This is a genomic window from Planktothrix agardhii, assembly GCF_904830935.1.
GTDB classification, from domain to species: domain Bacteria; phylum Cyanobacteriota; class Cyanobacteriia; order Cyanobacteriales; family Microcoleaceae; genus Planktothrix; species Planktothrix agardhii.
This window is the reverse complement of record NZ_LR882952.1, coordinates 2,743,928-2,770,364: the sequence shown is the minus strand read 5'-3', so window position 1 is coordinate 2,770,364 and position 26,437 is coordinate 2,743,928. Positions and strand designations below refer to the sequence as shown.

The 26,437-nt window shown below is 40.9% G+C and carries 22 protein-coding genes; 12 read left to right on the top strand and 10 right to left on the bottom strand.

All coding sequences use genetic code 11. The annotated features are described in order from the left end of the window. Nucleotides 1–101 precede the first annotated feature (101 nt). The 4 genes from NMG88_RS13025 to NMG88_RS13010 all read left to right on the top strand — a co-directional run bounded on the left by NMG88_RS13025 (nucleotide 102) and on the right by NMG88_RS13010 (nucleotide 3,583). On the top strand, nucleotides 102–386 hold the full coding sequence (locus tag NMG88_RS13025; protein WP_026787900.1) for a DUF427 domain-containing protein: 285 nt from the start codon (nucleotides 102–104) through the stop codon (nucleotides 384–386). Nucleotides 387–561: 175 nt separating this feature from the next. Beyond that, nucleotides 562–2,676: a single-stranded-DNA-specific exonuclease RecJ gene (locus tag NMG88_RS13020; protein WP_227350807.1), complete on the top strand. Its 2,115-nt coding sequence runs from the start codon at nucleotides 562–564 to the stop codon at nucleotides 2,674–2,676. A 138-nt stretch (nucleotides 2,677–2,814) separates the two neighbouring features. Then, nucleotides 2,815–2,997 (top strand): hypothetical protein, encoded by a 183-nt coding sequence (locus tag NMG88_RS13015; RefSeq protein ID WP_042154847.1) that lies wholly within the window; start codon nucleotides 2,815–2,817, stop codon nucleotides 2,995–2,997. A gap of 13 nt (nucleotides 2,998–3,010) precedes the next feature. Next, nucleotides 3,011–3,583 (top strand): Uma2 family endonuclease, encoded by a 573-nt coding sequence (locus NMG88_RS13010; protein WP_042154849.1) that lies wholly within the window; start codon nucleotides 3,011–3,013, stop codon nucleotides 3,581–3,583. A 178-nt stretch (nucleotides 3,584–3,761) separates the two neighbouring features. Here the strand turns inward: NMG88_RS13010 and NMG88_RS13005 are convergent, their stop codons facing one another. After that, complete coding sequence (locus NMG88_RS13005) at nucleotides 3,762–3,878, bottom strand: photosystem I reaction center subunit VIII (RefSeq protein ID WP_026787896.1); 117 nt, start codon at nucleotides 3,876–3,878, stop codon at nucleotides 3,762–3,764. 54 nt (nucleotides 3,879–3,932) lie between these two features. Continuing rightward, nucleotides 3,933–4,406 (bottom strand): photosystem I reaction center protein subunit XI, encoded by a 474-nt coding sequence (locus tag NMG88_RS13000; protein ID WP_026787895.1) that lies wholly within the window; start codon nucleotides 4,404–4,406, stop codon nucleotides 3,933–3,935. A 202-nt stretch (nucleotides 4,407–4,608) separates the two neighbouring features. Here NMG88_RS13000 and NMG88_RS12995 point away from each other — a divergent pair, with 202 nt between their 5' ends. After that, nucleotides 4,609–5,055, top strand: a complete 447-nt coding sequence (locus NMG88_RS12995; protein WP_042154851.1) for a hypothetical protein — start codon at nucleotides 4,609–4,611, stop codon at nucleotides 5,053–5,055. Nucleotides 5,056–5,187: 132 nt separating this feature from the next. Here the strand turns inward: NMG88_RS12995 and NMG88_RS12990 are convergent, their stop codons facing one another. After that, nucleotides 5,188–5,694, bottom strand: a complete 507-nt coding sequence (locus NMG88_RS12990; protein WP_042154853.1) for a GNAT family N-acetyltransferase — start codon at nucleotides 5,692–5,694, stop codon at nucleotides 5,188–5,190. Between NMG88_RS12990 and NMG88_RS12985 the strand changes: the two genes are divergently transcribed. The 3 genes from NMG88_RS12985 to NMG88_RS12975 all read left to right on the top strand — a co-directional run bounded on the left by NMG88_RS12985 (nucleotide 5,655) and on the right by NMG88_RS12975 (nucleotide 8,688). Beyond that, nucleotides 5,655–5,993 (top strand): hypothetical protein, encoded by a 339-nt coding sequence (locus tag NMG88_RS12985; protein ID WP_144390469.1) that lies wholly within the window; start codon nucleotides 5,655–5,657, stop codon nucleotides 5,991–5,993. The genes NMG88_RS12990 and NMG88_RS12985 overlap by 40 nt on opposite strands. 126 nt (nucleotides 5,994–6,119) lie before the next feature. Next, nucleotides 6,120–8,000: a calcium-binding protein gene (locus NMG88_RS12980; protein ID WP_141292761.1), complete on the top strand. Its 1,881-nt coding sequence runs from the start codon at nucleotides 6,120–6,122 to the stop codon at nucleotides 7,998–8,000. 202 nt (nucleotides 8,001–8,202) lie between these two features. Next, nucleotides 8,203–8,688 (top strand): hypothetical protein, encoded by a 486-nt coding sequence (locus NMG88_RS12975; protein WP_051340285.1) that lies wholly within the window; start codon nucleotides 8,203–8,205, stop codon nucleotides 8,686–8,688. A 71-nt stretch (nucleotides 8,689–8,759) separates the two neighbouring features. On the opposite strand, the gene rne is transcribed toward NMG88_RS12975, so the two are convergent. Together rne and NMG88_RS12965 are read right to left on the bottom strand one after the other, a co-directional pair. Then, nucleotides 8,760–11,036: a ribonuclease E gene (rne, locus tag NMG88_RS12970; RefSeq protein ID WP_026787892.1), complete on the bottom strand. Its 2,277-nt coding sequence runs from the start codon at nucleotides 11,034–11,036 to the stop codon at nucleotides 8,760–8,762. A gap of 848 nt (nucleotides 11,037–11,884) precedes the next feature. Then, nucleotides 11,885–14,638 carry a TIGR03960 family B12-binding radical SAM protein gene (locus tag NMG88_RS12965; protein ID WP_227381470.1) on the bottom strand — a complete coding sequence of 918 codons (2,754 nt, stop codon included), beginning with the start codon at nucleotides 14,636–14,638 and terminating at the stop codon, nucleotides 11,885–11,887. 322 nt (nucleotides 14,639–14,960) lie between these two features. Here NMG88_RS12965 and NMG88_RS12960 point away from each other — a divergent pair, with 322 nt between their 5' ends. Further along, nucleotides 14,961–15,155 carry a hypothetical protein gene (locus tag NMG88_RS12960; RefSeq protein WP_026787890.1) on the top strand — a complete coding sequence of 65 codons (195 nt, stop codon included), beginning with the start codon at nucleotides 14,961–14,963 and terminating at the stop codon, nucleotides 15,153–15,155. Nucleotides 15,156–15,207: 52 nt separating this feature from the next. Here NMG88_RS12960 and NMG88_RS12955 read toward each other — a convergent pair whose 3' ends face one another. The 3 genes from NMG88_RS12955 to tadA all read right to left on the bottom strand — a co-directional run bounded on the left by NMG88_RS12955 (nucleotide 15,208) and on the right by tadA (nucleotide 16,967). Beyond that, the gene (locus tag NMG88_RS12955) at nucleotides 15,208–15,630 is read right to left on the bottom strand and encodes a hypothetical protein (RefSeq protein ID WP_227350811.1); all 423 of its coding nucleotides are present in this window, start codon (nucleotides 15,628–15,630) and stop codon (nucleotides 15,208–15,210) included. A 42-nt stretch (nucleotides 15,631–15,672) separates the two neighbouring features. Beyond that, nucleotides 15,673–16,347, bottom strand: coding sequence for a lysophospholipid acyltransferase family protein (locus NMG88_RS12950; RefSeq protein WP_026787888.1), 675 nt, complete (start codon nucleotides 16,345–16,347; stop codon nucleotides 15,673–15,675). 131 nt (nucleotides 16,348–16,478) lie between these two features. Beyond that, on the bottom strand, nucleotides 16,479–16,967 hold the full coding sequence (tadA, locus tag NMG88_RS12945; RefSeq protein WP_026787887.1) for a tRNA adenosine(34) deaminase TadA: 489 nt from the start codon (nucleotides 16,965–16,967) through the stop codon (nucleotides 16,479–16,481). A gap of 196 nt (nucleotides 16,968–17,163) precedes the next feature. Between tadA and purL the strand changes: the two genes are divergently transcribed. Beyond that, nucleotides 17,164–19,575: a phosphoribosylformylglycinamidine synthase subunit PurL gene (gene purL, locus NMG88_RS12940; RefSeq protein ID WP_254035496.1), complete on the top strand. Its 2,412-nt coding sequence runs from the start codon at nucleotides 17,164–17,166 to the stop codon at nucleotides 19,573–19,575. A gap of 175 nt (nucleotides 19,576–19,750) precedes the next feature. Beyond that, nucleotides 19,751–21,229: an amidophosphoribosyltransferase gene (gene purF, locus NMG88_RS12935; protein WP_254034741.1), complete on the top strand. Its 1,479-nt coding sequence runs from the start codon at nucleotides 19,751–19,753 to the stop codon at nucleotides 21,227–21,229. Nucleotides 21,230–21,446: 217 nt separating this feature from the next. Here the strand turns inward: purF and hemW are convergent, their stop codons facing one another. Next, on the bottom strand, nucleotides 21,447–22,727 hold the full coding sequence (gene hemW, locus NMG88_RS12930) for a radical SAM family heme chaperone HemW (RefSeq protein WP_235765879.1): 1,281 nt from the start codon (nucleotides 22,725–22,727) through the stop codon (nucleotides 21,447–21,449). Nucleotides 22,728–22,896: 169 nt separating this feature from the next. On the opposite strand from hemW, the gene NMG88_RS12925 reads away from it, so the two are divergent. Further along, complete coding sequence (locus tag NMG88_RS12925; protein ID WP_042154870.1) at nucleotides 22,897–23,976, top strand: PIN/TRAM domain-containing protein; 1,080 nt, start codon at nucleotides 22,897–22,899, stop codon at nucleotides 23,974–23,976. 245 nt (nucleotides 23,977–24,221) lie between these two features. Here the strand turns inward: NMG88_RS12925 and NMG88_RS12920 are convergent, their stop codons facing one another. After that, a complete protein-coding gene (locus NMG88_RS12920; RefSeq protein WP_254035495.1) occupies nucleotides 24,222–26,414 on the bottom strand; it encodes an alkaline phosphatase D family protein in 2,193 nt (730 codons plus the stop codon). Nucleotides 26,415–26,437 lie beyond the last annotated feature (23 nt).

Below are 26,437 nucleotides of genomic sequence, written 5' to 3'. Positions count from 1 at the left end.
GATATCCCGATATTTTTTTGTAATTCAGAACCCAGAACAGTTATTTAATGCCTTAAAGGTGTTAAATTTTAAGATAAAGTTACAAAGTTTAGAGGAGATTTATGCCGAAAGCGGTTTGGAATGGTGCAGTTTTAGCAGAAAGTGACAAATGCGTTGTCGTTGATGGTAATCAATATTTTCCCTCGGACTCCATCAACCGTGAATATTTTCAAGAAAGTAACACCCATACAACTTGTAGTTGGAAAGGAGTTGCTAGTTATTATAATGTAGTTGTTGAAGGTGAAGTTAATAAGGACGCCGCTTGGTATTATCCTGAACCAAAATCTGCGGCTAAAAATATTGAGGGTCATATTGCATTTTGGCGAGGGGTTAAAGTTGCAGTTTAAGCGGTATTAATCTGTCTTAATAAAAACCAAATTGCGATCAGGGCAAAAAATACCTGATTTTTAGGTAATATTTTGCTCCTGATTTTATCAATAAAACCCCCTTAATTTTTGTTAAAAATAACAATAATTTTGATATAATAGAGTATTCTTTTATTTAGATTAATCTTAATAAACTGTGCAACCTTCTTCCCCGGAATCCTTGAATTGTGATCACCTCCCGAATCAACGCTGGTATATTTTCCCGCAACAATCTGAACTTGCTCAACAGTTAGCAGATACCCTGGGAATTATCCCATTAGTTACCCAAGTTTTAATTAATCGTGGGATTGAAACCCCGGAACAAGCGGAGGCTTTTTTAACCCCTGAATCTCAAGTTTTACCCTCTCCATTGGAGGAATTTAAGGATTTAGAAAAAAGTGTAGAACTATTAGAAAATGCGATTAATCAGGGGGATAAAATTGCAATTTGTGGGGATTATGATGCCGATGGGATGACCAGTACGGCTTTATTAATGCGATCGCTTTCTACCTTGGGAGCTAATGTTAATTATGCTATTCCTAGCCGCATGAAAGAAGGCTATGGAATTAATACCCGAATAGTAGAAGAATTTCATCAGGAAGATGTTAAAATCATCCTCACGGTTGATAACGGGATTTCTGCCTATCAACCCATTGCTAGAGCCAAAGAATTAGGGTTAATTGTAATTATTACCGATCATCATGATTTACCTGAAAAACTACCCCCAGCCGACGCGATTCTTAACCCTAAATTATTACCGTTATTATCCCCCTATCGAGGATTAGCTGGGGTGGGAGTTGCCTATGTTTTAGCCATTTGTTTGTCTCAAAAATTAGGTAAAATGCAAGGATTAGTCAATCCTTTGTTAGAATTATTTACATTAGGAACTATTGCGGATTTAGCTCCTTTGGTTGGAGTTAACCGACGTTGGTTAAAACGCGGGTTAAAGTTAATTCCCTATTCCCAAATCACCGGGATTCAAGCCTTAATTCAAGTGGCCGGAGTCTCTACCGGATATCAAGTAAAATCGGAAGAACAGCCCGAAAATTCCCTCCCATCTACCAATAATAAAACCCTAAAACCCGATGATATTGGCTTTCGTTTGGGGCCAAGAATTAACGCCATTGGACGGTTAGCTGACCCCCAAATTGTGATCGAATTATTAACAACAGAAAATATGGGAATTGCCTTAGAACGGGCAATGCAATGTGAACAAATAAATCAACAAAGACAATTATTATGTGAAGAAATTCAACAGGAAGCGATCGCTTGGATAGAATCAGAAAATATTGATTTAAAACAAGAAAGGGTGTTAGTAGTTGTGCAACCAGAATGGCATCATGGTGTGATTGGAATTGTCGCCTCTCGGTTAGTAGAAAGATACGGTGTTCCTGTGTTTATTGGAACCTATGAACAGCCAGAAGATGACACAGAATCTCCTAAAATAGTTCGAGGTTCAGCCCGGGGAATTGCGGAATTTGATATTTTTAAAGCCTTAGAATATTGTCAAGATTTACTGGGTAAATTCGGAGGACATAAAGCCGCCGGAGGGTTTTCTTTCCCCGCAGAAAACTTAGATCAAATTAGAGCCCGATTAAGTGAATTTGCCCATCAATGTTTAGAATTAGAACATCTAAAACCCTTAATTAAAATTGATGTTCAAGCGGATTTAAGTGAAATTAACTTTAATCTCTATGATCAAATTAATCAATTACATCCCTGTGGTATAGAAAATAACGCCCCTACATTTTGGACTCCTAATGTTAGAATTGTTCAACAAAAAGTTGTCGGAAAAGGACATATTAAACTCACCTTAACCCAAGATAAATATTCCCATACTCAACTAACCGCCTTACCCACAATTAATGGCATGGCTTGGCGTTGGGCTGACTATTTTCCCCTTCCCCACTGTTTAGATATCGCCTATCAATTAAAAGAAAATAGTTGGAATGGTCAAACCAATATAGAGTTAGAATTAGTCGGGGCAAGATTACCCGAATCTCCAGAAATTCAACATTCTCAAGTTAATAAAAGTGCAGAATTTGACTATAATGATAAACAATATAGTTGTAGTTTATCTTATGTTGGTAATACCCAAGAATTAAAAATCCGAAATCAGAAAGGGGAAGTATTAGCTATAAAAAAAGGTCAACGCTTTGGACTGTTAGGAAAAAGTCGTCAGGATGCTCAAACTGTTGATGTGTCTCAACCTGTTTTTTATAATTTAATTCAGGCGGCAGTTAGAGCTTTAGAAGATAATCAAAAAGAGTAGAAATGGGGAAGCTTTAGAGAGATTGTTGGTCAGTCACAAAGATTGTCTCGATAATATTGTCAATAATATCCCAACTCAAGCTAGAATTCTCGCATGGGAACGCAGTTTAGAAGAAGTAAAATTAGAGTGGAATTTACCATGAACCAACAACACCCTATTCCTGATCGGACAACAAGAGAAAGACTATTAGCCAATTTATGCCGGATTCATTTAGAAATGGAACAGTTTAATTTAGAATTAGAAGAAATTAATGCTAAATTAGAAGCAGTTATTCGCAAAAAGCGGTTGTCAAGGTTGAATAATCTATTAAATAATTCTTGATAAGGAAGCAATAATGGTACAAATTCTTAACAAAACATTGAGTTTAGAAGAATTTCTTAACTTACCCGAAACTAAACCCGCAAACGAATATATTAATGGTCAAATTATCCAGAAACCCATGCCACAAGGAAAACATAGTAAACTACAAGGTAAATTAGTTACAGTTATTAATAATATGGCTGAAGAACAAGCGATCGCTTTAGCTTTACCTGAGTTAAGATGTACCTTTGGCGGTCGTTCTATTATTCCTGATGTGGTAGTTTTTGTCTGGGAACGAATTCCGCTTGATAATGATGGAGATATTGCTAATAGTTTTAAAGCTCATCCTGACTGGACAATTGAGATTTTATCCCCGGAACAAAGCACAATTAAAGTTACCAGTAATATTTTACATTGTTTGAATTGCGGTTGTCAAATGGGATGGTTAATTGTTCCAGAGGAAAAGTCTATTTTTGTTTATCCTTCAGGACAACAACCCCTGTTTTTAGATGAACTGGATGCTGTAATTCCGGTTCCTCAATTCATCTCTAATTTAACTATAACCTTGAGGGATATATTGAGTTGGTTAAAAGTGAATCTGACTTAAATAAAATCCTCCTGATCTCAATATTCTCTATTTTATCTATTAAGATTAAGATCGAAAGTATAAGTAGTGTGAGCGTCCTCGCTCGCTAGGGTGCATAGTTTAAATACTTAATAACCTTAAACAAACAAAAAAATCCCCACCATAATGGCGGAGATTTTTAGCGAATCAAAACAAAGATCTAAGCTTCGCTTTCAATGTGGATGAATAATAAACCCATTGCCACAACTGGCATTAACCAGCAAACCACGGGAATTAAAATCCAAGGTAAAAAAGAGGCTGCATAAGCTCCGGTCATATCAAATTCTCCTATTGAATATTAGAAAGTTTTGATGTTTGGTAAAAAGCTAAATTAGCTATTAACCAAGCCTCGGAAAATAGAATCAACTAAACCGAAGTTTTCCAGCAAGAAAAAGGCAACAAAAGCGCCACCCATTCCACCGATGAAGAAACCACCAGCAAACTGACTCCAACCTTCAGAGGTTTGCAGAGAGTCGCCAGTATTTGAATCGCCTTTTTGGAAAGAAACTAATCCGTAAGCAGATAAACAAATCGTGGCAATCAGGATTAAGGCAATTCCTGAGATTAATGCACCTAAATTAGCGGCGCTGGGATGATCGCGTAATGGCCCAAGTTTAATCCAAGGCCCGATCAAAAAGTAACCATGGGCCATACCGACTTCTAAGCCCCGCAGTAAAGGAGATAAACCTTTACGGTAGGCGGGCAAATTCCCGATAAATGCACGGGTAAAATCGGAATCGCTGATCGGCGTGGACAGATGGCCGACAAAGGGATCGCCATTATAGGGTTTAATCAATTCTGCCATGGGGTTTCTTTCTCCTCTAATTATTGAAGAACTTGTAGCAGTTATTAAGCTCATATTTTACGCAGGGATAGGCAATCTCGTTACAAAAATGAGCATAAGCTTCAAAAAAGTTCACATCTCCACGTTGGATGGTGTGTCCAATGTCAAGACTGGGATTAACAAAACAGGTTAAGATTTAACGAGTTATCGAGGAACTAGGATTATGAATAACCGCTTAAAATCCCTGAGCTATGCTGTGGTTGGGGCGATCGCATCGACGGTGTTAGCCACTGCTGTCAAAGCTGAACCGATGTTTAAGGACTATCCCACCACCTATCAACCCTTTGCGGAAGAATTTATGCGGGCGGCATCGAGAACCTCTGGGGATGTCTTTAAAAACAAATCCTTACTGGGTCAAATGTCTACTTATTTAGGGGTTAGTTTCCCTTGGCCCAACGGTATCAATGGTTTTCCCGAAACCCTAATGACCAATGATGCCCGTCTCGTGAATCAATTGTATCGGGATGGAATGCTGCGCCAAACCAGTAGCGACCCGATTATTCGTACAGCCGATTTAATTAATCCCTACAGCACGTCAATTCTGACCCAACCTTCCTATCGGGATCTTGACCTTCAGACCGCACCAGGATTACCTGTACAACGTCGCTAAAGCTAATAAAAAAAACTGCCGATCTCCGAGATCAGCAGTTAATTGGATAAGCTCCTTAATTTTGTAGAATCCCAAGTCTATAGACTCAAAAATACTTTTTTTTGCTCCCATGTCGGGGATTAAATTTTGGAGTTAATCAATTTTGGCCGGGGTTAGATGACGTCCCATAATCACTAAATCCCGTTCAATTCCATCTAAATCAGCCACTCTGGGTAAATAACCCCATTGTTCAAAATCCAAGCGTTTAAATAATTCTAAACTGGGTTGATTGTGGGCAAAAATTAACGCCAGTAACGCTTTTAATCCCAAACTAGGACTGTGGTGCACCGCTTGGGTTAATAGTTTTTTTCCGATTCCCTGACCTTGATATTTAGGATGAACATAAATACTCACTTCTGCTGTACTGTTATAGGCTGGACGGTTATAAAAGATTTGGAAACTCAACCATCCTAAAATTTGCTCATCTAACTCAATCACCCAAACCGGATGAGTCTGAGCTTGATGTTCTTGATACCAAGGAATTCGACTTTCCACCGAGATCATTTCCAGGTCTGCTGTCGCCATTCTCCCTGGAATCGCGGCATTATAAATATCAACTATTGCTGGTAAGTCCGTCTCAACTGCATCCCGAATCTTCATTATTTTTAACAACTTTTTGGGAATGGGGTAATAATGATATTTTTATTCTTCCTGTTAGTGCGGCTGTCAATAGTGTGAATACGGTTGATATTATTACGGATTTTATCATCGGTGAGGATCAAATTGGTTTAACCGAGGGTTTGAATCAAAATAATATTCTGCTCACGTCTACCGTTATTAATGGCACTCCAGGAACTTTAATTTCTGTGATCAATTCTAATCAATTTTTGGGATTTGTTGCCAATCTCAGCCCCGGAGGTTTGATTAATCAATTTATTGCTATTAATTTAAACAATTGATTACCGATAAGATTGCTATAAAAATCTAAGATTTATAATATTGATCATCAGGAATATTGACAGTATTGAATATTTAAACTAGCTTGAAGTAGGATTTAACATTTTTTACAACAAAAGGAACAACAAATGGCTACTTTCCAAGGAACAGATTTAGGTGATGTTCTTCAAATCGGTGCTTTTCCACTGGTTGCCATTACCAAAGATGGTCTACCTCTGATTCCTCTAATTACGATTCAAGAATCTGATTTAGCCGGAAATGATACTATCCTTTTATTGAATGGGTCTGATAAAGCCGATGGTGGAGCCGGAAATGATACTATTGATGCCGGAGGCGGAGACGATAATCCTATTAATGGCGGAGATGGTAATGATAGTATTACCCTAGGCGATGGCAATGATTATGGGATTGGCGGTCTAGGAGATGATATTATCCTCGGTGGAAAGGGGAATGACATCGGTGATGGTGGCAAAGGAAACGATACTTTCGATTTGGGAGAAGGAGATGATAACGCCATTGGTGGAGATGGAAACGATACTTTCTTTGGCGGTTTAGGAACAAATAATGTCGATGGGGGAGATGGAATTGACTACCTTTCTTATGAAAAAGTCACCCCAACTTTTCCGGTTGGAGCTAATCGAATTACAGTTAATTTAACCACAAAGGGAGAAGTTTTAGACGGGGGTGGTGTTGTTATTGCCACCGATAATATTACTGGGCCGATTGAAAATATAACTGGCGCTCCTGGTATTCCCAATGATATGACTGGAGCCGGGGGCGATAATATTTTAATTGGGGGTGCGGCGAGTGATAATTTGGCTGGAGCCGGAGGAAAAGATACCCTGAAAGGGGGTTTAGGCGATGATTTCTACACCGTTACTACTACTGGTAATGGCACTGAAATTCAAGATACCGGAGGAGCAGCAGACAGTCTTTTTATTCCAGGTATAACCCTATTACTATCTGGCCCTAGTACAACGGGTTATGGTTTAGAAAGACAAGGAAAAAATCTGGCTATTGACTTAAATATTGATGGCAAAATTGACCCAACTCAAGATTTGTTGATTGTTGATTTTTATGCCGATACCACATCAAAAACCGCAGGAATTGGGTTAATTGAAGACGTTGTGAATCTGAAAGGCCAAGATATTATCAACTCTAATATTCCTAACACCGCACCCCCTCCCACCTCTAATATTACTTGGACAACACCAACAGCCTCTGCAAGTGATCCTGGGCCAGATGTTCCAGCACCAGGGGGTGGAAATACCACCTTTGTTGACCAAGGAATTACATCTTTTGTGTTTACCAACGCCGCCGATAATACCTTTGTCCCGGCAACAGCAACCAACCTTTATATTCAAGCCTTAAATGGAAATGATTTCATTGTGGGAAGCGTATCGGCTGATAATATTAATGGCAATTTAGGGGATGATAAAATATTAGCCGGAGGTGGTAATGATGGCGATCGCACTTTAACAATTCCAGCCAATACCATTCGGATTGCTATTCGTGGCGGCAAAGGGTCAGATAACCTCGATGGTCAAGAGGGAGATGACTTAATCAATGGCAACCTGGACAATGACACCGTATTGGGGGGTGTGGGAAATGATATTATCCGGGGTGGTAAAGGTGCAGACGTCTTAGATGGCGGTGCAGGTGCGGATTACTTGATTGGTGATGCGGATCAAGATAAACTCACGGGGGGAGCCGATGCTGATATTTTTGTGTTACCTGGAGCGTCCGTCGCCGCAACTAGCTTAAATCAAGCCGACCTAATCACCGATTTTCTTGGCGGAACCGATAAAATTATGTTACCTTCGGGGATAACTTTTGCCCAACTAACATTAACGCCTGTCACCGTACAAGTCGATGGTAGTACAGCATTAGTATCCACATCAATTCAATCGGGAACAACCTTTTATGGTTTAGTACAAGGGATAACCCCAGTTCAACTCACCGCAGCTAACTTTATTGCTGATGATCCGAATATTACTATTTTAGGATAGATATAGATCAAAAATCAGTAATCATTTGTAGGGGCGGGTTCTATTCAATCTTTGTGAATCACCCCAATCTTAATAAACCCGCCCATAACTGTGATCAGTGTGCTTAAGTTTGACAAGCTGTCTTTTGACAAAACTAATATTTAGGTAAAAAAATTAATATCAGACCATAAAAAAATCCATTTTATTTACTTGAGTTAATTTGATGAATTGCCAATTTAATTTCAAACAAAACCAAACTATTGTGATTGGGTTTTCTCTCCTTTTGGGAACAATTTTGAGTAGTTTTACTGGATTAGGTTTATCATCTGTTGAAGCCCATGAACAACAACATGATACATCTTCCCCTCACCATAAAATAATCTCGATTCCCCCTGGTCAACCCGTACCATCGGTGGATCTGATTGTCCATCCTGATGCCCGTCAGGGATGGAATTTAGAGTTGAAATTGACTAATTTTAAATTCACACCAGAAAGAGCCAATCAACCCAGCGACTCCTATCAAGAAGGACACGCTCACCTTTATATCAATGGGAAGAAAGTCACCCGAATTTATGGAAACTGGTATTATCTTTCGGAACTACCAGCAGGACGTAATGAAGTTCGGGTTAGTTTAAACGGAAATGGTCATGAAACCTTCATGGTTGAGAATCAAGAAATCGGGGATACAGAAATTATTGAAGTCAAGTAGTTACCTAAGTAATTAGGTTTGGGTTGAGGGTTAGCAATTAACTGTTAACCCTCAATATCCCATAACTGTTCTTAATCCGTCAGAGCCGAAGACCGACGGCGACGGCGGCGAATAATCGGTTCACCCGGTTGATGATCCTTATCTGATTCAGAGGTATCCTCCGATGGTGACTCATCCTCAGTTTCCGGTACAAAAAATTCTACTGTTGTTTCAGGTTCTTCAATTTTTTCTAGGGTTTCTGGTATTTTTGGTGTTTCTGTTATTTCCGGTATTTCTATTATTTCTGGTATTTCTAGTATTGCCGGTTTTTTCGGTTCGAGAATAATCCGGTCAGAAATTGACCGTTCGGGAACAATCCGCTCAGAAATAACTACTGGTGAACTTGTCCGATCGGTTATGGTTCGGTCGAGAATAATCCGTTCAGAAATTGATCGTTCAGGCATAGTTCTTTCACCCGACCCAATCGACAGAGGCAGGTTTTGTCCTTCATCGGAGTCTTCATCCATCAGAGTCGTGGGAGAAACAGGGGATTCCCCTGGAGAACGAACCGTGACAATCACAGAGCGAGAATTTTTCACCTGTTCATGGGAGAGCATCAAGGGAGAAATCCCCATCAACGCATAAACCTCCTGTTCCTCTGGAGTCATTTCCACCGAAATCACCTCGGCTGGTTCCACCGAAGGTTTAATAATTTCGGATTTTGTGGGGCGACTGCGTTCACTCAATCCACTGCGTCCTGAGAACCCTTCACTAAACCCAACATCCGTGCGAGGTTCCCCATAGTTCACCGTTGGAGACACCCGAACATCAGGGGCGGGGAGTTCCTCATCTCGCCCTAAAGAATCCATATCCCGAATTCGACGGCGACGGCGACGGGCATTACTGGCGCCAATATCCTGATAACTGGGATGGTTGAGCAGTTCTAACTCTTGGAAACCCTCAGACGCCTCAAGATCTAAAACTTCGGGTTCTTCCCGGGAAGACGGCTGTTCATAAACCGGAACCGGACGTAAACTGGGCCGTTCTGAGTTGTCCCCACTGCTCGGCGACGGAATAATCCGATTACTAGGAATCACGAGCCGTTCCGTGGTTTCTGCGGGTTCGGGTTCGGGTTCTCCGGGTAACTGAACGATATGGCCTAGGCCTCCACAGGTGGTACAGGTTTTGCCAAACAATTCATAGATATTTTGGCCCTGGCGTTTGCGGGTTAATTCCACTAACCCTAATTCTGATAATTGAGCAATTTGGGGTCGGGCTTTATCGGCCTTCAGGACTTTATTAAAATGTTCCAGCACTTGTAATTGGTCTCGGCGGGAATCCATATCAATGAAGTCCACAATAATCACCCCGGCAATATTGCGTAACCTCAACTGACGGGCGATTTCGGTGGCGGCTTCGCAATTTGTCCATAACACCGTTTCCCTAGAGGTTGCCGAACGGGTAAAGGAGCCAGAGTTAACATCAATTACCGTTAGGGCTTCCGTTGGTTCAATCACAACATAACCGCCCGATGGCAAATCTACCCGAGGTCTTAAAGCCTCTCGAATAGCTGCATTAGCTCGGAAATACTCTAAAATCGGAATCCGTTCTCGGTGGTGGTCAATTAACACCCCTTGAGGAGCTTTTCCTACACTCCAACTCATCAAATGTTGTTTGACCCGCTTCACCCCCGTGCTGGTATCGACCACAATTCGGTTAACTTCGGTGCTGTACATATCGCGGAGCACCCGTTGAATAAAATCATTATCTCGATTTAACAGAGCCGGAGGCCGGGAAGATTGGGCTTCCTGTTGCACCAATTCCCATTGCTTTTGTAGGCTTTCCAAATCTTCTAAAATCGCGTCTTCGGGCATATCTTCCGCTTCTGTGCGGACTAATAATCCCATTCCGGCGGGTTTAATTAGAATGGCTAGGGCCCTTAAACGGTTGCGTTCATTTTCCGTGCGAATGCGACGGGATAAATTCACCCCTCTGCCATAGGGCATTAACACTAAATACCGTCCGGGTAAGGAAATATTTCCGGTTAACCGAGGGCCTTTAGTTCCGGTGGGTTCTTTCATTACCTGCACCAACACTTTTTGCTGGGGGCTTAAAAGTTCGGTAATCGAACCGGAACTACGTTTTAATCGTAATGGCCCGAGGTCGGAAACATGGATAAATCCATTCCGTTCCGGGTCTCCAATATTGACAAAGGCTGCATCAATCCCTGGTAGGACATTTTCCACGATACCCAGATAAATATCACTAACTTGGTGATTTCCGGTCGCTACAACCAGTTCTTGAATTTGATCTTCTGAAAAGACAGCAGCGATTCGTTGCTGTTCTGCGATAATAATTTGCTTTGACATTCAATTCCCTCAAAACTTAGCAATATGGTCAGCACCTACGTTGCGTGTACCTAGCAATATTGACGTGATTAATCAATCCATTAACTCGAATTTTCGCCGACTAGGAAGACACCAAAAACACACCAAGCCAACAGGCAAACCGCAAGAGGGAATCAGGTTTTGATCGTTTAAAATCAAAAGGCGGGCAATGGGCAATGGGCAATAGGGAATAGGAAGATTTCCATTGCCCATTGCCTATTTCCCATTCCCTCAAAGGTTAACAAATATCCAAATCTAACATCCAAAATTTATCAACTGTAAGCCTTCAAAGGTTATGGGAAATTGAAATTATAGGAGGTTATTTGTTATCCATCTGCCTTCATCAGTTTCTGTCTAAAGCAATACTTGGGTTGGACAGACGTTGACCTCTTGACTAACTCACGAATATAGTATCCATATCGACGAAAATCTCACCAGACTACAGCTTAGATCGCACATTCCAAGCTAGATGATCTCTCCCCCAACTGCCCTCAATGAACTTAAATCTAGCCATTGAAAGTGTTTGTTTCTTTATGGTATCAAGACAGATGCCAGAAAAAGTTTTTTGCTACTTTCTTCCGTTGATTTTTAGTAACATTAGGGTTTGGTTGATTTCCCAACCGCCTGATCAACAGGTGCGCTACCAGTCAAGAACCTACACTAACTTTAAGTACAGGTGAGCTTCCGGTTTGATCAGTTTATTATAGCCGCTTCTAACCTGCAATCTGTAATATTGTCGGTTTGTAGCCTAGATTCAGGCGAACCCGCCCACTATGCTACAAAACTTGGCTTACCGGGTTTCATTATAGCACGGTCGTAAACACAAATTATCACCAACCAGATATAGAAATCTTTTCGGGTCGCGTTAAAAGTGAATGGCGGTGAATGTGTAACAGTTGGAATTCTTTGCCAGTTACCTGTTCTAACATCTTAATCATCAGTTCGGGTCGTAGTTGTGTCCCATCATTCCGACAACTCCCCACATAACGCAACAATTGATCTTCCTCGGAAATCATTTCTATTTCAAATAATTGTTCTCGTAAGTTGATGATGTTCTTTTTCCCTGATTTTGTGGTTTTCTCCCATAAAATTTCTGATGTGGCTTTAACTGCATTAATCCAATTTAACCATTCGGGGATAGCGTCTATTTCTGCTATGGAATTTACGGTTAAATAATATTCTGCTTTTTCCACCGTATCCGTTAGGGAAGGTAATTCTATGGGTACTTCTTGAATTTGATACAGAGGAATGGTATCGGGTAAACCCTGGGCTAATTTTTGGCGAAATTCCTCGATATTCATGGATTCTGTTAATTCAAAATCCACAATTTCTCCGCTACTTGTTGCTCCTAATGGTAAGGCAAAAGCAATGGAAATCCTCGGATTTGGACGGTATCCTCCGGTAAACGCTAAGGGAATTGAAGCCCGACGAATCGCCCGATCAAATAATCTGAATAAATCCAAATGTCCGACTAAAGCCATATCTCCTAATTTTCCAAATCTAACTCTTAAACGTTGGACTCGTTGAGAATTAGGAATAAATTCTCCGGCAAATTGGGGAATTGGGGGAGATTTAATCACAATATTATGACCAAAATCGGTTCCACAAACTCCACAATGGGAACAACTTTCAAAGGAACAATCGGGAACGGTAGCAGCTTCTAAAGCCAGTTTTAAATCTTCTTTGAGCCAATTTTTATCAATTCCACTGTCAATATGATCCCAAGGTAAGGGCTGATCTAATAATACTGCATAATCCTGTTCTTGACTATTCCCTATTCCCTCCCCCTCTAGCCCCCCGTGCGCGGGGGGTTTGGGGGGGCTGTTCCCTATTCCCTGTTCTCGTTCGACAAGCTCACGAAGCAGCCTGTTCCCTGTTCCCTCAATTAAATTCCATTCCCCGCTTTCCACCCGACGATATTTCCAACTCAAACCTGCTTCTTCTATAGCCTGTGTCCAAGCGCCAAAAGCCCGATCTAAACTTTCCCACCAGGAGTCCATTCCCGCCCCAAGTTCCCAAGCCCGACGCACCACTGGCCCTAAACGGCGATCGCCTCGACCAACAAAATCCTCCATAGCCGAGATTCTAACATCAGTAAAGTTAACTTTTACCCCTCGCATTTGTCGAAATTCTTGTTTTAATAATTTCTGTTTGCGTTGGAATTCTGTTGTGGAAACTGAATGCCATTGAAAGGGAGTATGGGGTTTAGGTGTAAAGTTAGAAATAGTTAAATTAAAGTTTAACTTTCTGCGATCTTTAGCAGAACATTCTCGTTTTAACCAAGCAACGGTTTCGGCAATTCCTAATATATCGGCATCGGTTTCTCCGGGTAAACCAATCATAAAATAGAGTTTAATTTTATCCCAACCTTGGTCAAAGGCGGTTTTAACTCCCTTTAATAATTCTTCATTGGTTAACCCTTTATTAATGATATCTCGCATTCTTTGGGTTCCCGCTTCTGGGGCAAAAGTTAACCCACTTTGTCGCGCTCCCCCTAGAATATTAGCAATATTTTCATCAAAGCGATCTACCCGTTGACTAGGTAAAGATAAACTAACATTATAATCTTTCAGACGGTTCTTAATTTCCATTCCCACCGAGGGTAAGGATAAATAATCGGAACAACTCAAAGATAATAAGGAAAATTCATTATAACCCGTTTCTTTCATCCCTTTTTCAACAGCTTGAATCACATCTTCCGGTTCCACATCTCGCGCTGGACGGGTTAACATTCCCGGTTGACAAAAACGACATCCCCTGGTACAACCCCGTCTAACTTCAATTACTAACCGATCATGAACTGTTTGCACATAAGGAACAAATTTAATCGAATAGGCGGGCATTGGTGCGGCTACCCGTCTTAAAATTTGGGTGGGAACATTAGGATGTTTAGGATGAACAGAACCATCTTCTGCCATCTGATAAAATTGGGGAACATAGACCCCTGGAATTTGGGCTAAATCTAGTAATACGGCTTTTCTATCTAAGTTTTTTTTCTTGCATTCTTCTAAAATTAATCCAATTTCTGGTAATAATTCTTCCCCATCTCCTAAAGCGATAAAATCAAAAAAATCCGAGTAGGGTTCGGGGTTAGATGTGGCCGTTTGTCCCCCGGCAAAAATTAAGGGATAATGGGGTTGATCGGAATTTTTGTTATCGCCCCAGACCGAATAATTTTGTCGGTCTTCCCAAGTTAAAGGAATTCCAGCTAAATCTAACATTTCTAAGATATTTGTTGCCCCTAATTCGTAGCTGAGGCTAAATCCTAAAATATCAAAATCAATTAAAAAATGACGGGACTCAACACCAAATAGAGGGGTTTTAGTCTCGCGTAATTTTTTTGCTAAGTCCGACGCTGGGAGATAGGCGCGATCGCATAATTGCCGAGGTTGGGTATTTAAGATATTATAGAGAATAACATGGCCAAGGTTTGAGACTCCGACCTCGTAAACTTCAGGATAGGTTAACGACCAACGGACGACGGCGGACTCCCAAGGTTTGCGTTTGGCGCCTAACTCCTGACCCAGATAACGGGCAGGTTGATGAATTTCTGGTGTAATTAGTTTCTCGACTGCGACATTCAAGGCAAACCTCACCCTATTAATAACGACAATATTTTAAGATTACCATTGATGTTGCCATCGTGTTGATTGTAGCAGTACCGTGTAATCAAATATTTGAGGACGAAACCTAAAAAACAATTAATTTTTTAAAATAACTTTTGGGTCAAACGTATTAAAATATACTGAAAATCTATCTCAAGGTAGATGAAATTGGGACTAAATAAATGTTACCAAAGTTCCCATATATTAAGTGATAAAGATCACTTCAAATAAAAGGATATGATCACAAATAAAAATCACTATTTATAACATAATAAAAATATGCGAGTTATCCGTACCTACTATGTCAGCAACGAATATGATTCGTAAACTGGTTGAAAAAGCTCTCTATTTTAGATGTCTGACTCCTGAAATTGAAAATGCGATTAATACAGAATTAACCCGACTGGGTTATGTTTCCGATGTCGATTATGAAGCCTTAGAATTATTAATGGAAGAAATGGATGCTGGGCGCATTCGCTTAGTTTCTAGCCATTAATAGCTTGGGATTTAAAAATTTCGAGATGCAACAATAAACAGGGTTTTGTATTCTAACGATTAGAATCAAAAATATTAGCAGAAGCTCGCCAAACCTGACCGATAAAATCTTGCAGTTGTTGGTGAGCAGAACAAGTATTGACTCGTTTAAGTCCAGGATAATTAGCCTCTGGAGACTCTAACTGTGCTAAGAAAGTAATAACTTCCGTATCCAAAGCAGCCCTAAATAAATGTGTTGGCCAAATTAAATCAGGACTTTGGCGTAAATCAGATAAAATAAAGGTTTCCGGGGTAAGACCAAAACTCGAAAAATTGTCTTCTGGATATTCAGATAATCCTTGAATTAACATCAAAGGTCTTACCCAACAGACTCCCCGAACTTCGACAACTTGAATTACTTCTGCATACAAACAACTGTTTTGATGATTTAATCCCACAATTTGACCGGGCTTAAAATTCAAGCTAGAGTCCATCATGCTTAACAGCTTATTAATTAAAAGTAGTTATAATTATAACACTTAGGGTTGATCAATTTGGTTCAGTGCTAATTGTAAATCTTGAATCAGATGTTGAGCATCTTTTTTGGCTGAACCTTGACAATAATCAGTCACAGATAAGGGAGTACCGATTTTTATTTTAACACTAGAACCTCGACAGGGAATAATCGGATTATAGCGTACAGAAATCGGGACAATCTTAATTCCTAAATGTTCCTGGCTAGTTTCCGCTTGGATGGCTAAACGTCCCAGTCCTAATTTTAGGGGGTGAACTTGGTCATCCTGAAAAATATTTCCTTCTGGAAAAATCACTAACATTTCTCCTTGGTGTAGCAATTCCACGCCATAACGAATCGTAGAAATAGTCGGATGTTTTTGATTAATTGCAAACCCACCGAGGTGACGAATAAACCACCCCTGTAGTCCTTTCATTTCATCAACCGTAACCATAAACCGCAAGTCCCGCCCGGTGACATAGCGACCTGTGGAAAAGGGAATCATAATTGCATCCCAACGGGAACGATGGGTTGGTGCTAAAATAATAGGGCCTTGTTGGGGAAGATTTTCTTGGCCGATGACTTCCAAGGATTTAAAATAAAATGGTAAAACCAGATGTCGTCCCAAGGGATAAACAATTGCAGCCAGCAAGGGAGAAACGTCAGAATTAACCTGTGTTTCTTTTGTAGATATGGACATTTTTGCAAAAGATTGATTAGATCAAAGATGAGCATAACGGTTTTCGCAGGTTGAATAAACCTCTTAACTGGATTTTAAACAGTTTAAAGGGTTTTATTGATCGTGATTAGGACAGTTTTTTTATTGTCTATTTAATTGCGTTTTTGAGCAAACCAAGATTGTAATTGTTGACGACAAGGAGATTCTAATATTCCACCTAAAACCGATAATTTATGATAAGAACAGGGACTATTGGGAAGGTTGATAACGGTACGGATAGTTCCGGTTTTGGGGTCATCGGCGCCATAAACCAGTAACCCTAAACGAGCTTGTAATATGGCTCCGGTACATAAGGGACAGGGTTCAAGGGTGACGTACAAAGTACAGGTATTTAGATGCCAATTTTTTAATAGTTTTCCTGCTTCTCGTAGGGCTAATATTTCGGCGTGGGCGGTGGGGTCACAGTCTCTTTCTTTGCGGTTTTGGGCTTGGGAAATTAGTTGATTGTTCTGATTAATAATAATAGCTCCAACGGGGACTTCTCCGGCTTCTCCAGCTTGTTGCGCTAATTCTAAAGCCCGACTCATCCAATATTGATGGGTGGAATAGTTGTTAAAAATTGGGTTTGGGGAACCAGACATCGGGGGGTTGTGTTTGTATATTGATTTTTTAATCAAGTGTATGTCCATGTTAGCCGTATGCTCATTATACGACGGCTGCGGGAATTTGTCAAGGGTAGCTCCTATCTAGTCGGCAATTTTTTTAATCAAATCAGTTTTGAGTGAGGAGAAGATAGAATGGGAAATGCTGTGGTGAAAAGTGCGATCGGTTGTATAGATGTCTACCAAAAATAATTGTCCCTTTTCTGCTGAAGAAATTGCCTCTGAAGGCATCAAACCCGAAGAATATGAAGAAATTGTCCGACGCTTAGGAAGACATCCCAAAAAAGCGGAATTAGGGATGTTTGGGGTGATGTGGAGCGAACACTGTTGTTATAAAAATTCCCGCCCTCTGCTCAAACAATTTCCCACCACGGGAGAGCGAATTTTAGTTGGCCCAGGAGAAAATGCCGGAGTTGTGGACTTTGGTGATGGGCTGCATATTGCCTTTAAAATCGAATCCCATAATCACCCTTCAGCTATTGAACCATTCCAAGGAGCTGCAACAGGAGTGGGGGGAATTTTAAGAGATATATTTACGATGGGAGCGCGTCCAATTGCGGCGTTAAATTCTTTACGGTTTGGTTCATTAGAAGATGACCGAACTAGACAAATATTTAAAGGGGTGGTTTCTGGTATTAGTCATTATGGTAATTGTTTCGGAGTTCCAACGGTTGGGGGAGAGGTTTATTTTGATCCAGCTTATAACGGAAATCCCCTAGTTAATGCCATGGCAATTGGGTTAATGGAAACCCCAGAAATTGTCAAATCTGGTGCTTCTGGAATTGGAAATCCGGTGTTATATGTAGGTTCAACAACGGGACGAGATGGCATGGGGGGAGCGAGTTTCGCCAGTGCCGAATTAAGTGAAGAATCGATTCAAGATCGTCCGGCGGTTCAGGTGGGAGATCCGTTTTTAGAAAAGTCTTTAGTGGAAGCTTGTCTAGAAGCATTTAAAACGGGTGCGGTGGTGGCAGCCCAGGATATGGGAGCGGCAGGAATTACCTGCTCAACATCAGAAATGGCGGCAAAAGGTGGGGTAGGAATTGAGCTAGATTTAGACTTAATTCCGGTACGGGAAACGGGAATGGTTGCCTATGAATATCTGTTATCAGAATCTCAAGAACGGATGTTATTTGTCGCTCAAAAAGGGCGAGAACAGGAGTTAATTGATATTTTCCATCGTTGGGGATTACAAGCGGTTGTGGCGGGAAGTGTGATTGCTGAACCAATAGTTAGAATTTTATTTCAAGGGGAAATTGCTGCGGAAATTCCGGCGGATGCTTTAGCAGAAAATACGCCATTATATCCGCGAGAAATATTATCAGAACCGCCAGAATATGTTCAAATAGCTTGGCAATGGAAACCGGAAAATTTACCGGAATCTACAATATCAGGAATTAAAATTAAGGGGGAATTTCAATCTTGGAATCAAATATTATTGACCCTATTAGATACCCCTTCTATTGCTTCTAAACGCTGGGTTTATCGACAATATGATCATCAAGTTCAGAATAATACGGTTTTAGTTCCTGGGGGTGGGGATGCGGCGGTGATTCGGTTAAGGCCGTTGGAACCCCCCCACCCCCCCCTTACCAAGGGGGGGCTTGAAGATGAAGATCCGGCTTCCCCCCTTACCAAGGGGGGACTGAGGGGGGTCTATCGTGGACTAGCCGCAACAGTAGACTGTAACTCTCGGTATGTGTATCTTGACCCCTACGAAGGAGCGAAGGCAACGGTAGCCGAAGCCGCCCGGAATTTAAGTTGTGTGGGGGCCGAACCGATTGCGGTGACGGATAACTTGAATTTTGGTAGTCCTGAAAAACCGATTGGATATTGGCAGTTGGCGGAATCTTGTCGGGGGATTTCCGATGGCTGTAAGGCGTTGAATACTCCGGTGACGGGGGGGAATGTGTCACTTTATAATGAAACCCTGGATGCACAGGGGAACCCGGAATCCATTTATCCGACCCCGGTGGTGGGAATGGTGGGGTTAATTGCGGATTTAACCAAGGTTTGTGGCCAAGGTTGGCAAAGTTCGGGGGATTTAATCTATCTTTTGGGGGATGACAAAACCTTACCCACGTTAGGCGCGTCGGAATATCTGGCGGTGTTGCATAGTACGATTGCGGGTAAGCCTCCGAGGGTAGATTTTGAGTTAGAACAAAAGGTACAAACTGCCTGTCGGGAAGGTATTCGTCAAGGTTGGATTAAATCGGCCCATGATTGTGCTGAAGGGGGGTTAGCGGTGGCGCTGGCCGAATCTTGTCTGAGTGGCCAAAAAGGGGCGACGGTTAAGCTGGGTTTAGGTTCTAATCCTTCTGTCCGTTGGGATAATATTCTATTTGGAGAAGGAGGGGGACGAATTCTGGTTTCTGTGCATCCTGAATCTCAGTTGGTTTGGGAAGGGTTTTTAGAACAACAGTTAGGGAAAGAAAACGATATCTGGCAAAACTTGGGTTTTGTGGGTTCGGGATCTGAACCTTTAAGGATTTTAGCTGATGATCAGGGTTTAATTGAGGTTGATCTTGGAGAAATGGGCGATCGCTATTTTAATGCGATTGAACGCAGGGTGGATGGTCAGGATTAATTTAACCACAAAGACACAGAGAAGATTCCAGACGCGAGACTTTCTTGCGATTTCAGCTAAAAAGGGATAAGATTAAGAAAATGTTAACTTTTGAGTAGTTATACTCGCGCTATCCAGTAGCCTTAATTCATAAATCCCACTATCTGACTTTGCCAATCAGGAGCAAAACCGTAAAATGATTCCAAATGATTCCCTAGATACCCACTCTGCTCAGGTTGATCACGAACGACCTGATAAGCCGGAAGAAGCCTGTGGCGTTTTTGGGGTGTATGCTCCAGGGGAGGATGTCGCTAAACTGACTTATTTTGGTCTATATGCGCTACAACACCGAGGCCAAGAATCCGCCGGAATTGCCACTTTTGATGGCGACAAGGTGCATTTACATAAGGAGATGGGATTAGTCTCCCAGGTGTTTAATGAAAATATTTTAAATGAGTTAACTGGGAATCTGGCTGTCGGTCATACCCGCTATTCCACGACGGGATCAAGCCGTCGGGTGAATGCTCAACCGGCGGTGGTTTCAACTCGCCTGGGTTCCCTGGCTCTAGCACATAATGGTAATTTAGTCAATACGGGCGAATTGCGTGCAGAATTAACCCGGCGGGAATGTGATTTTCTGACCACCACCGATAGCGAAATGATTGCTTTAGCGATCGCTTCGGAAGTCAATAATGGCAAAGACTGGTTAGAAGGGGCGTTAAGTGCTTTTACTCAATGCCGGGGGGCCTATAGTTTAGTGATTGGGACTCCTAAAGGAATGATGGGGGTTCGTGACCCGAATGGGATTCGACCATTAGTGATTGGAATTTTACCGACAAGTCCGCAACGGTATGTTTTGGCGTCAGAAACCTGTGGATTAGATATTATCGGGGCGGAATATCTGCGGGATGTGGAACCGGGGGAATTGGTTTGGATTACAGAAGAAGGAATGTCTTCTTTCCACTGGAGTCAGAAACCCGCCCGGAAATTATGTGTGTTTGAGATGATTTATTTTGCCCGTCCTGATAGTGTGATGTGTGGCGAAAGTCTCTATAGTTATCGTTTGGAAATCGGACGAATTTTAGCTAGAGAATCCTTTATTGATGCGGATATTGTGATCGGGGTTCCTGACTCTGGGATTCCGGCGGCGATTGGATTTTCTCAGGAGTCTGGGATTCCTTTTGCTGAGGGATTAATTAAAAACCGTTATGTGGGTCGGACGTTTATTCAACCGACTCAAAGTATGCGGGAGTCGGGGATTCGGATGAAGTTAAACCCGTTAAAGGATGTCTTGGAAGGTAAACGGGTGATTATTGTGGATGATTCGATTGTCCGAGGGACGACCAGCCGCAAAATTGTGAAGGCGCTGCGGGATGCGGGTGCTAAGGAAGTTCACATGAGAATTTCTTCTCCTCCGGTGACTCATCCTTGTTTTTATGGGATTGATACTGATAGTCAGGATCAATTGATTGCGGCAACAAAATCAGTGGAAGAAATTCGTCAACAGATTGAGGTTGATACTTTAGCTTATTTAAGTTGGGAAGGAATGTTAATCGCCACTCGGGAAGATACTAATACTTTCTGTTCGGCGTGTTTTACTGGGAATTATCCGATTGATATTCCTGAAAAGGTAAAACGATCTAAATTGATTTTGGAAAAATCGGTAACGGTTTAACTTCTGAAATATAATTTATAAACTTGCCCCCAAAAACCGGATTTTTGACCTAAGAAACCCGGTTTTTATCTTTATTTAACCACAAAGACACAAAGAATAGGATGTATAGCAAGAGGCAATAGGGAATAGGCAATCTCGCTATAGGTAAATACTTACTGTGAGCAGCTTTTAGCTTTCAAGAATGTCCTAATAGATGCGGCAACTGCTATAACCTAAGTTACAGATCACTTAATTCTGCAAATAATGTAGATAAAATTTGATTAGAAAGTAAGAAACCATCGGGATCTGTTAATTGAATAAAACCTTGATTTAAGTGCGGTTGAATGGTGTTAGAAATAGGTTGTTTTTGGGTATCTAAAAATTGAACTAATCCTTGATTTTTAAAAGTAATTAATATTGTTAATATTTGGGCTAGGGTTTCGGATCCAAATTGTTGTGATAGATATTCTAAATTAATTCCTTCTGCTAACCGTAATCCTAACATTAATGTTTCTAATAGTTTTTCTTGGGTTGTATCGACAAATTCGGCAATATTGTATGAATAATTACCATTAACCCAGGCATAATATTCTTGTCGTTTTCGAGGTCGAGTTAAGCGATAACCCTGAAGATAACTTGCCGCCCCCATGCCAAAACCATAATAGGGTTGTTTTTTCCAGTAGACTAAATTATGTTGACATTGAAATTCGGGTTTGGCATAGTTAGAAATTTCGTAATGTTCATAGCCAGCTTGTGTTAAAAGTTGTTGAGCTAAACGATACATTTGGGCGGTGGATTCTTCCGTGGGTAGGGGAAATTCACCCGGAGTATAATATCGAGAAAAAGGTGTTTTATCTTCGACTATTAGGTCGTAAATCGAGATATGATTGGGGTTAATTTTTAATAGGGTTTTTAAGGAATATTCCCAATCTTCTAAGGTTTGTTCGGGTAGACCGGAAATTAAATCTAAACTCCAGTTTTTGATTCCAGTTTTTTCAATAATATTAATTGCTGAAAAAATATCATCAACGGTATGAGATCGCCCAGCTAATTGTAAGAGTTTATCCTGAAATCCTTGTACCCCTAAACTAATTCGATTTACCCCCAAATCCAGAAAACCTTGTAATTTTTCTTGATCGAAAGTTCCGGGGTCTACTTCCATAGAAATTTCTGCATCTGTAGAAATACCTAATTTTTTATCTACTAGATGTAAAATTTGTTCTAACTGATTAACCGATAATAACGAAGGAGTTCCACCGCCAAAGAAAACGGTTTTTAAAGGATAAATATTAGAAGAAACGGATTGTTGGGCAATTTCTTGACATAAAACTTTTACATAGTCTTGAATTATGGCAGAATTATCCCCATGTTGGCGATCGCCTACTACAGACACGGCAAAATCACAGTAGAAACAACGGCGACGACAGAAAGGAATATGTAAATAGGCGGATCTGGGGGATTCTAAAGATGGAAAACCGGGTTGAGATTGAGTGTTAGTGAGAATAGAAGAATCAGTCATATTAAGGGTTTGGGGGGATTATAGACAATAATGGAGTCGGGAGAATAAGTGGGGTCGGTTTTCCCTCACAGTCAAATACCGATTAGGTTTCCCACAGAAGATATAATGGTACACAAACCCACGGATATCCTGAACGGGATTTCCAAACCACTTCCATCGGCTTAAAATCATGCTAGATGCAATCATTATTATTTTATTCATAATAGCTGGTGCTGGGACGGGCTTCTACGGCATTGAATTGCTTCCGAAACCTGTACTCGATCAAGTCACAAATATCGAAGGACTGCGATCGGTTACGGGTGCATTTACCGCTTTAATCGGAGGCGTAATGGGTTTAGTGGTGCAAACCAGCTATCGTCGCCTAGAAGAACAAGTTCGCCAGATGCCTCTTGACGTATTAATCACCCGTGCTATCGGTTTGGTGATTGGATTATTAGTCGCTAATTTAATGTTAGCACCGTTATTTTTACTGCCTATTCCCAGGGAATTTGGGTTTATGAAACCTTTGTTTGCACTGTTATGTAGTGCCATGTTTGGGTTTACGGGCGTTAATTTAGCGGATACCCACGGACGGGCATTTTTCAGAATTATTAATCCGGGTAGTTTAGACTCAATGTTATTGGCGGAAGGAACTCTAAAACCTGCTTATACCAAAGTAATTGATACCAGTTGTATTATTGATGGTCGGATTGAAAGTTTGTTAGAAACAGGGTTTATTGAAGGTCAAATTTTAGTACCTCAGTTTATTTTACAGGAGTTACAATTAGTTGCTGATGCGGCTAATGATCAAAAACGGGTGCGAGGACGGCGAGGATTAGATATTTTGAATCGTCTACGAGAAGACTATCCCGATCAGATTTCGATTCATTCCATTGATTATGAAGAACCGCAAACAGTCGATGCCAAATTAGTCCGATTTGCTCAAGAAATCAATGGCACGCTATTAACCAATGATTACAATTTATCAAAGGTGGCAACGGTACAACAAGTTCCAGTTTTGAATATTAATGATTTGGTGCAAGCGATCCGTGCCTCCTATTTACCAGGGGATATTATTGAGTTGAAAATTAGAAAGGAAGGGAAAGAACCATCTCAGGGTATTGGTTATTTAGATGATGGTACAATGGTTGTTGTAGAAGATGGAAGTGAGTATGTCGGGGATTTGGTACGAGTAATTGTGACAAGTTCCTTGCAAACTTCCGCAGGTCGGATGATTTTTGCCCGTCCTGAACATTCTGTGATCGCTTGAATTTATAGGAATAGGGAATAGCCCCCCCAAACCCCCCGTGCACGGGGGGCTGTTTCATTCTCTAGGAAAAACTGTGTGACCTCTCCCCCAAACTCCCCGTGCACGGGGGGCTGTTTCATTCTCTAGGAAAAACTGTGTGACCTCTCCCCCAAACCCCCCGTGCACGGGGGGCTGTTTCATTCTCTAGGAAAAACTGTGTGACCTCTCTCCCAAATCCCCCGTGCACGGGGGGCTGTTCCCTAGCGCTATATTGAATTAATCACAAATTGACTAATTACTTCTGGCTGACGATTAATAATATTAGCTGGAATTGACTGGATATCTGTTTGGGTGTAAGGTTCAATTCCATAGACATTCACCTGCAATTTTTGAGTTTGTGGATCAACAATAAATTCAGTCCAGCCAAAATTATGAACTGCAAAATAAGACCCTTTAATTAACTCAGAATTGAGTTTTGTTTCATCTAAACCAATCGGATCATATCCGAATTGATTTAGTTGATTATTCAGAATATTTTGGACTAATTGATCTTTACTTGAAGCCGTATCTAACCCTGCGTAAAAATCCTTAGTATCCTGGGTAATAGTATCAATAGAACTAAAATTCATAATTTCTGACCCCCAAGTTCCAGGGATAAAGCTTTCACCTAAATTTAACTGATAACCGATGGGCCCTACAGTAATTTCAATCGCATCGGTTTTAATTTGAGGTTGATCAAAATTCAATTGATAGGTTAACTCATTAACAATAGTTCCTCCGGCACCTCCCGATACAAATACAACATTTTTAATATTATTTTGATCAATAAATTGTAATAAATCCCGACGTTCAGAGGCATATCCTTCCCAACGGTTAGCAGAATCATATAATCCTAAATTCTGAATTGGAACCGGAGAAAAAATAAATTTCCAACTCACCCCAGAGTTTTGTGCTTCTAATAAATCAATCTTTAAATCATCTAACTGTGCTTTTCCTAATAACGTCCGGTTAGGGTCAAAAGAAGATGCTAAAAATTGATTAATTTGAATATCTAAAGCCGGGTCAGGAACTTGAGGTAAAGGTGCATCTCTAAAAGAACGTGCATCTAATACAAATAACGCCCCATCACTGCCAAAAGGTTGATATCTATAAAGTTTATCTTGATTAGCAGTGCGGGGGTCTCCGGTTTTTCCATAGACTTGATTTCCCACGGGATTATACTCTTTCCAGGCTTGCAAACCGATGTTAAATTGATCAGTATTATTAATAAATTGTCCGTCAGTTCCAAAAAATAACTGTTGAGGAGATAAAGCGGGAATTTCTCCCCCCGCAAAACCCGTAATTAAATTTTGATCATTCCAAGTGCTATATATTGTTGTTGCAGCTTGTAAATTTGCCCAAGGATTAAGTTCTAAACGGGGGGAAACAATCTCATTATATTTAGTTCTAAAATCCAGGGGAGTAACCGCTTGTTCAACGCCGGGTAAATCGGGGGAAATCGTATCAGCAGAAATGGTATTTCCCAATCCCACAAAAAAGTCTAAATTGCGTTCAGGAATATTATTAACCGACATATAGGGCATTAATTCCCCTTGTCCGTCGGCGGTGGCTCCAAATCTTAATCCCTGTTGGGTTCCAATAGCTGCTGGAGTGCGAAAACTTCCTACTGATGATGTTCCTTCTGCATTGGTAAACCGATAAAAATATTGAGTATTTGGAGTTAAATTATTAGCTGCTAACTTAACGGGTTCAGTAATATCTGTGACGTCACTATAAAGGATTCCCAAAGGATTAATAAAACTAAGATTATTCCCATATTCCAGACTAACAGTTCCCGCCGCCGAACTACGGGTTAAAAATACCGTGGAATTGGGGGTTGTATCTCCGGTGGCGACTCGATTAGGTAAACTAGAACCTTGGGGTTGAATAAAGGGGGTAAATTGACGATTTTCGGCGGCTCCAATGTTAATATAATGTTCAATTCCGGTGAGTTCATCCCGGGCAACGGCAATGGCAACATCGGGATTTTTAGCTAAATAATAGTTAGAATTATAAAAGGGTGTGGGACTGCGATCTTCAAATTGTCCAAAGTTAACAAAATGCTCAATTCCGGTAATATTTCCCTGGGCAACGATGGCCGCAAGAGCCGGATTTTCGGTTAAATAATAGGTACTATCAAATAAAACACTGGGGCTGCGATTTTCCAACTGTCCCAGGTTAATATAATGTTGAAACCCACTGGCAAAAGCTCCACTTTTAATCAATTGGGCAACGTCAGGATTTGTAGCTAAATAATAGGATTCATCATAGAGGGGACTGGGTTGGCGAACCTGAAATTGACCGGACTCAATAAAGTGTTGAAATCCATTAGCAATAATTCCACTAGCAACCGCCACCGCCACATCGGGGTTTTGTGCTAAATAAAAGGATTCATTAAATAAGCCATTGGCTGATAACATAAATACAATTTAATAGGGGACTT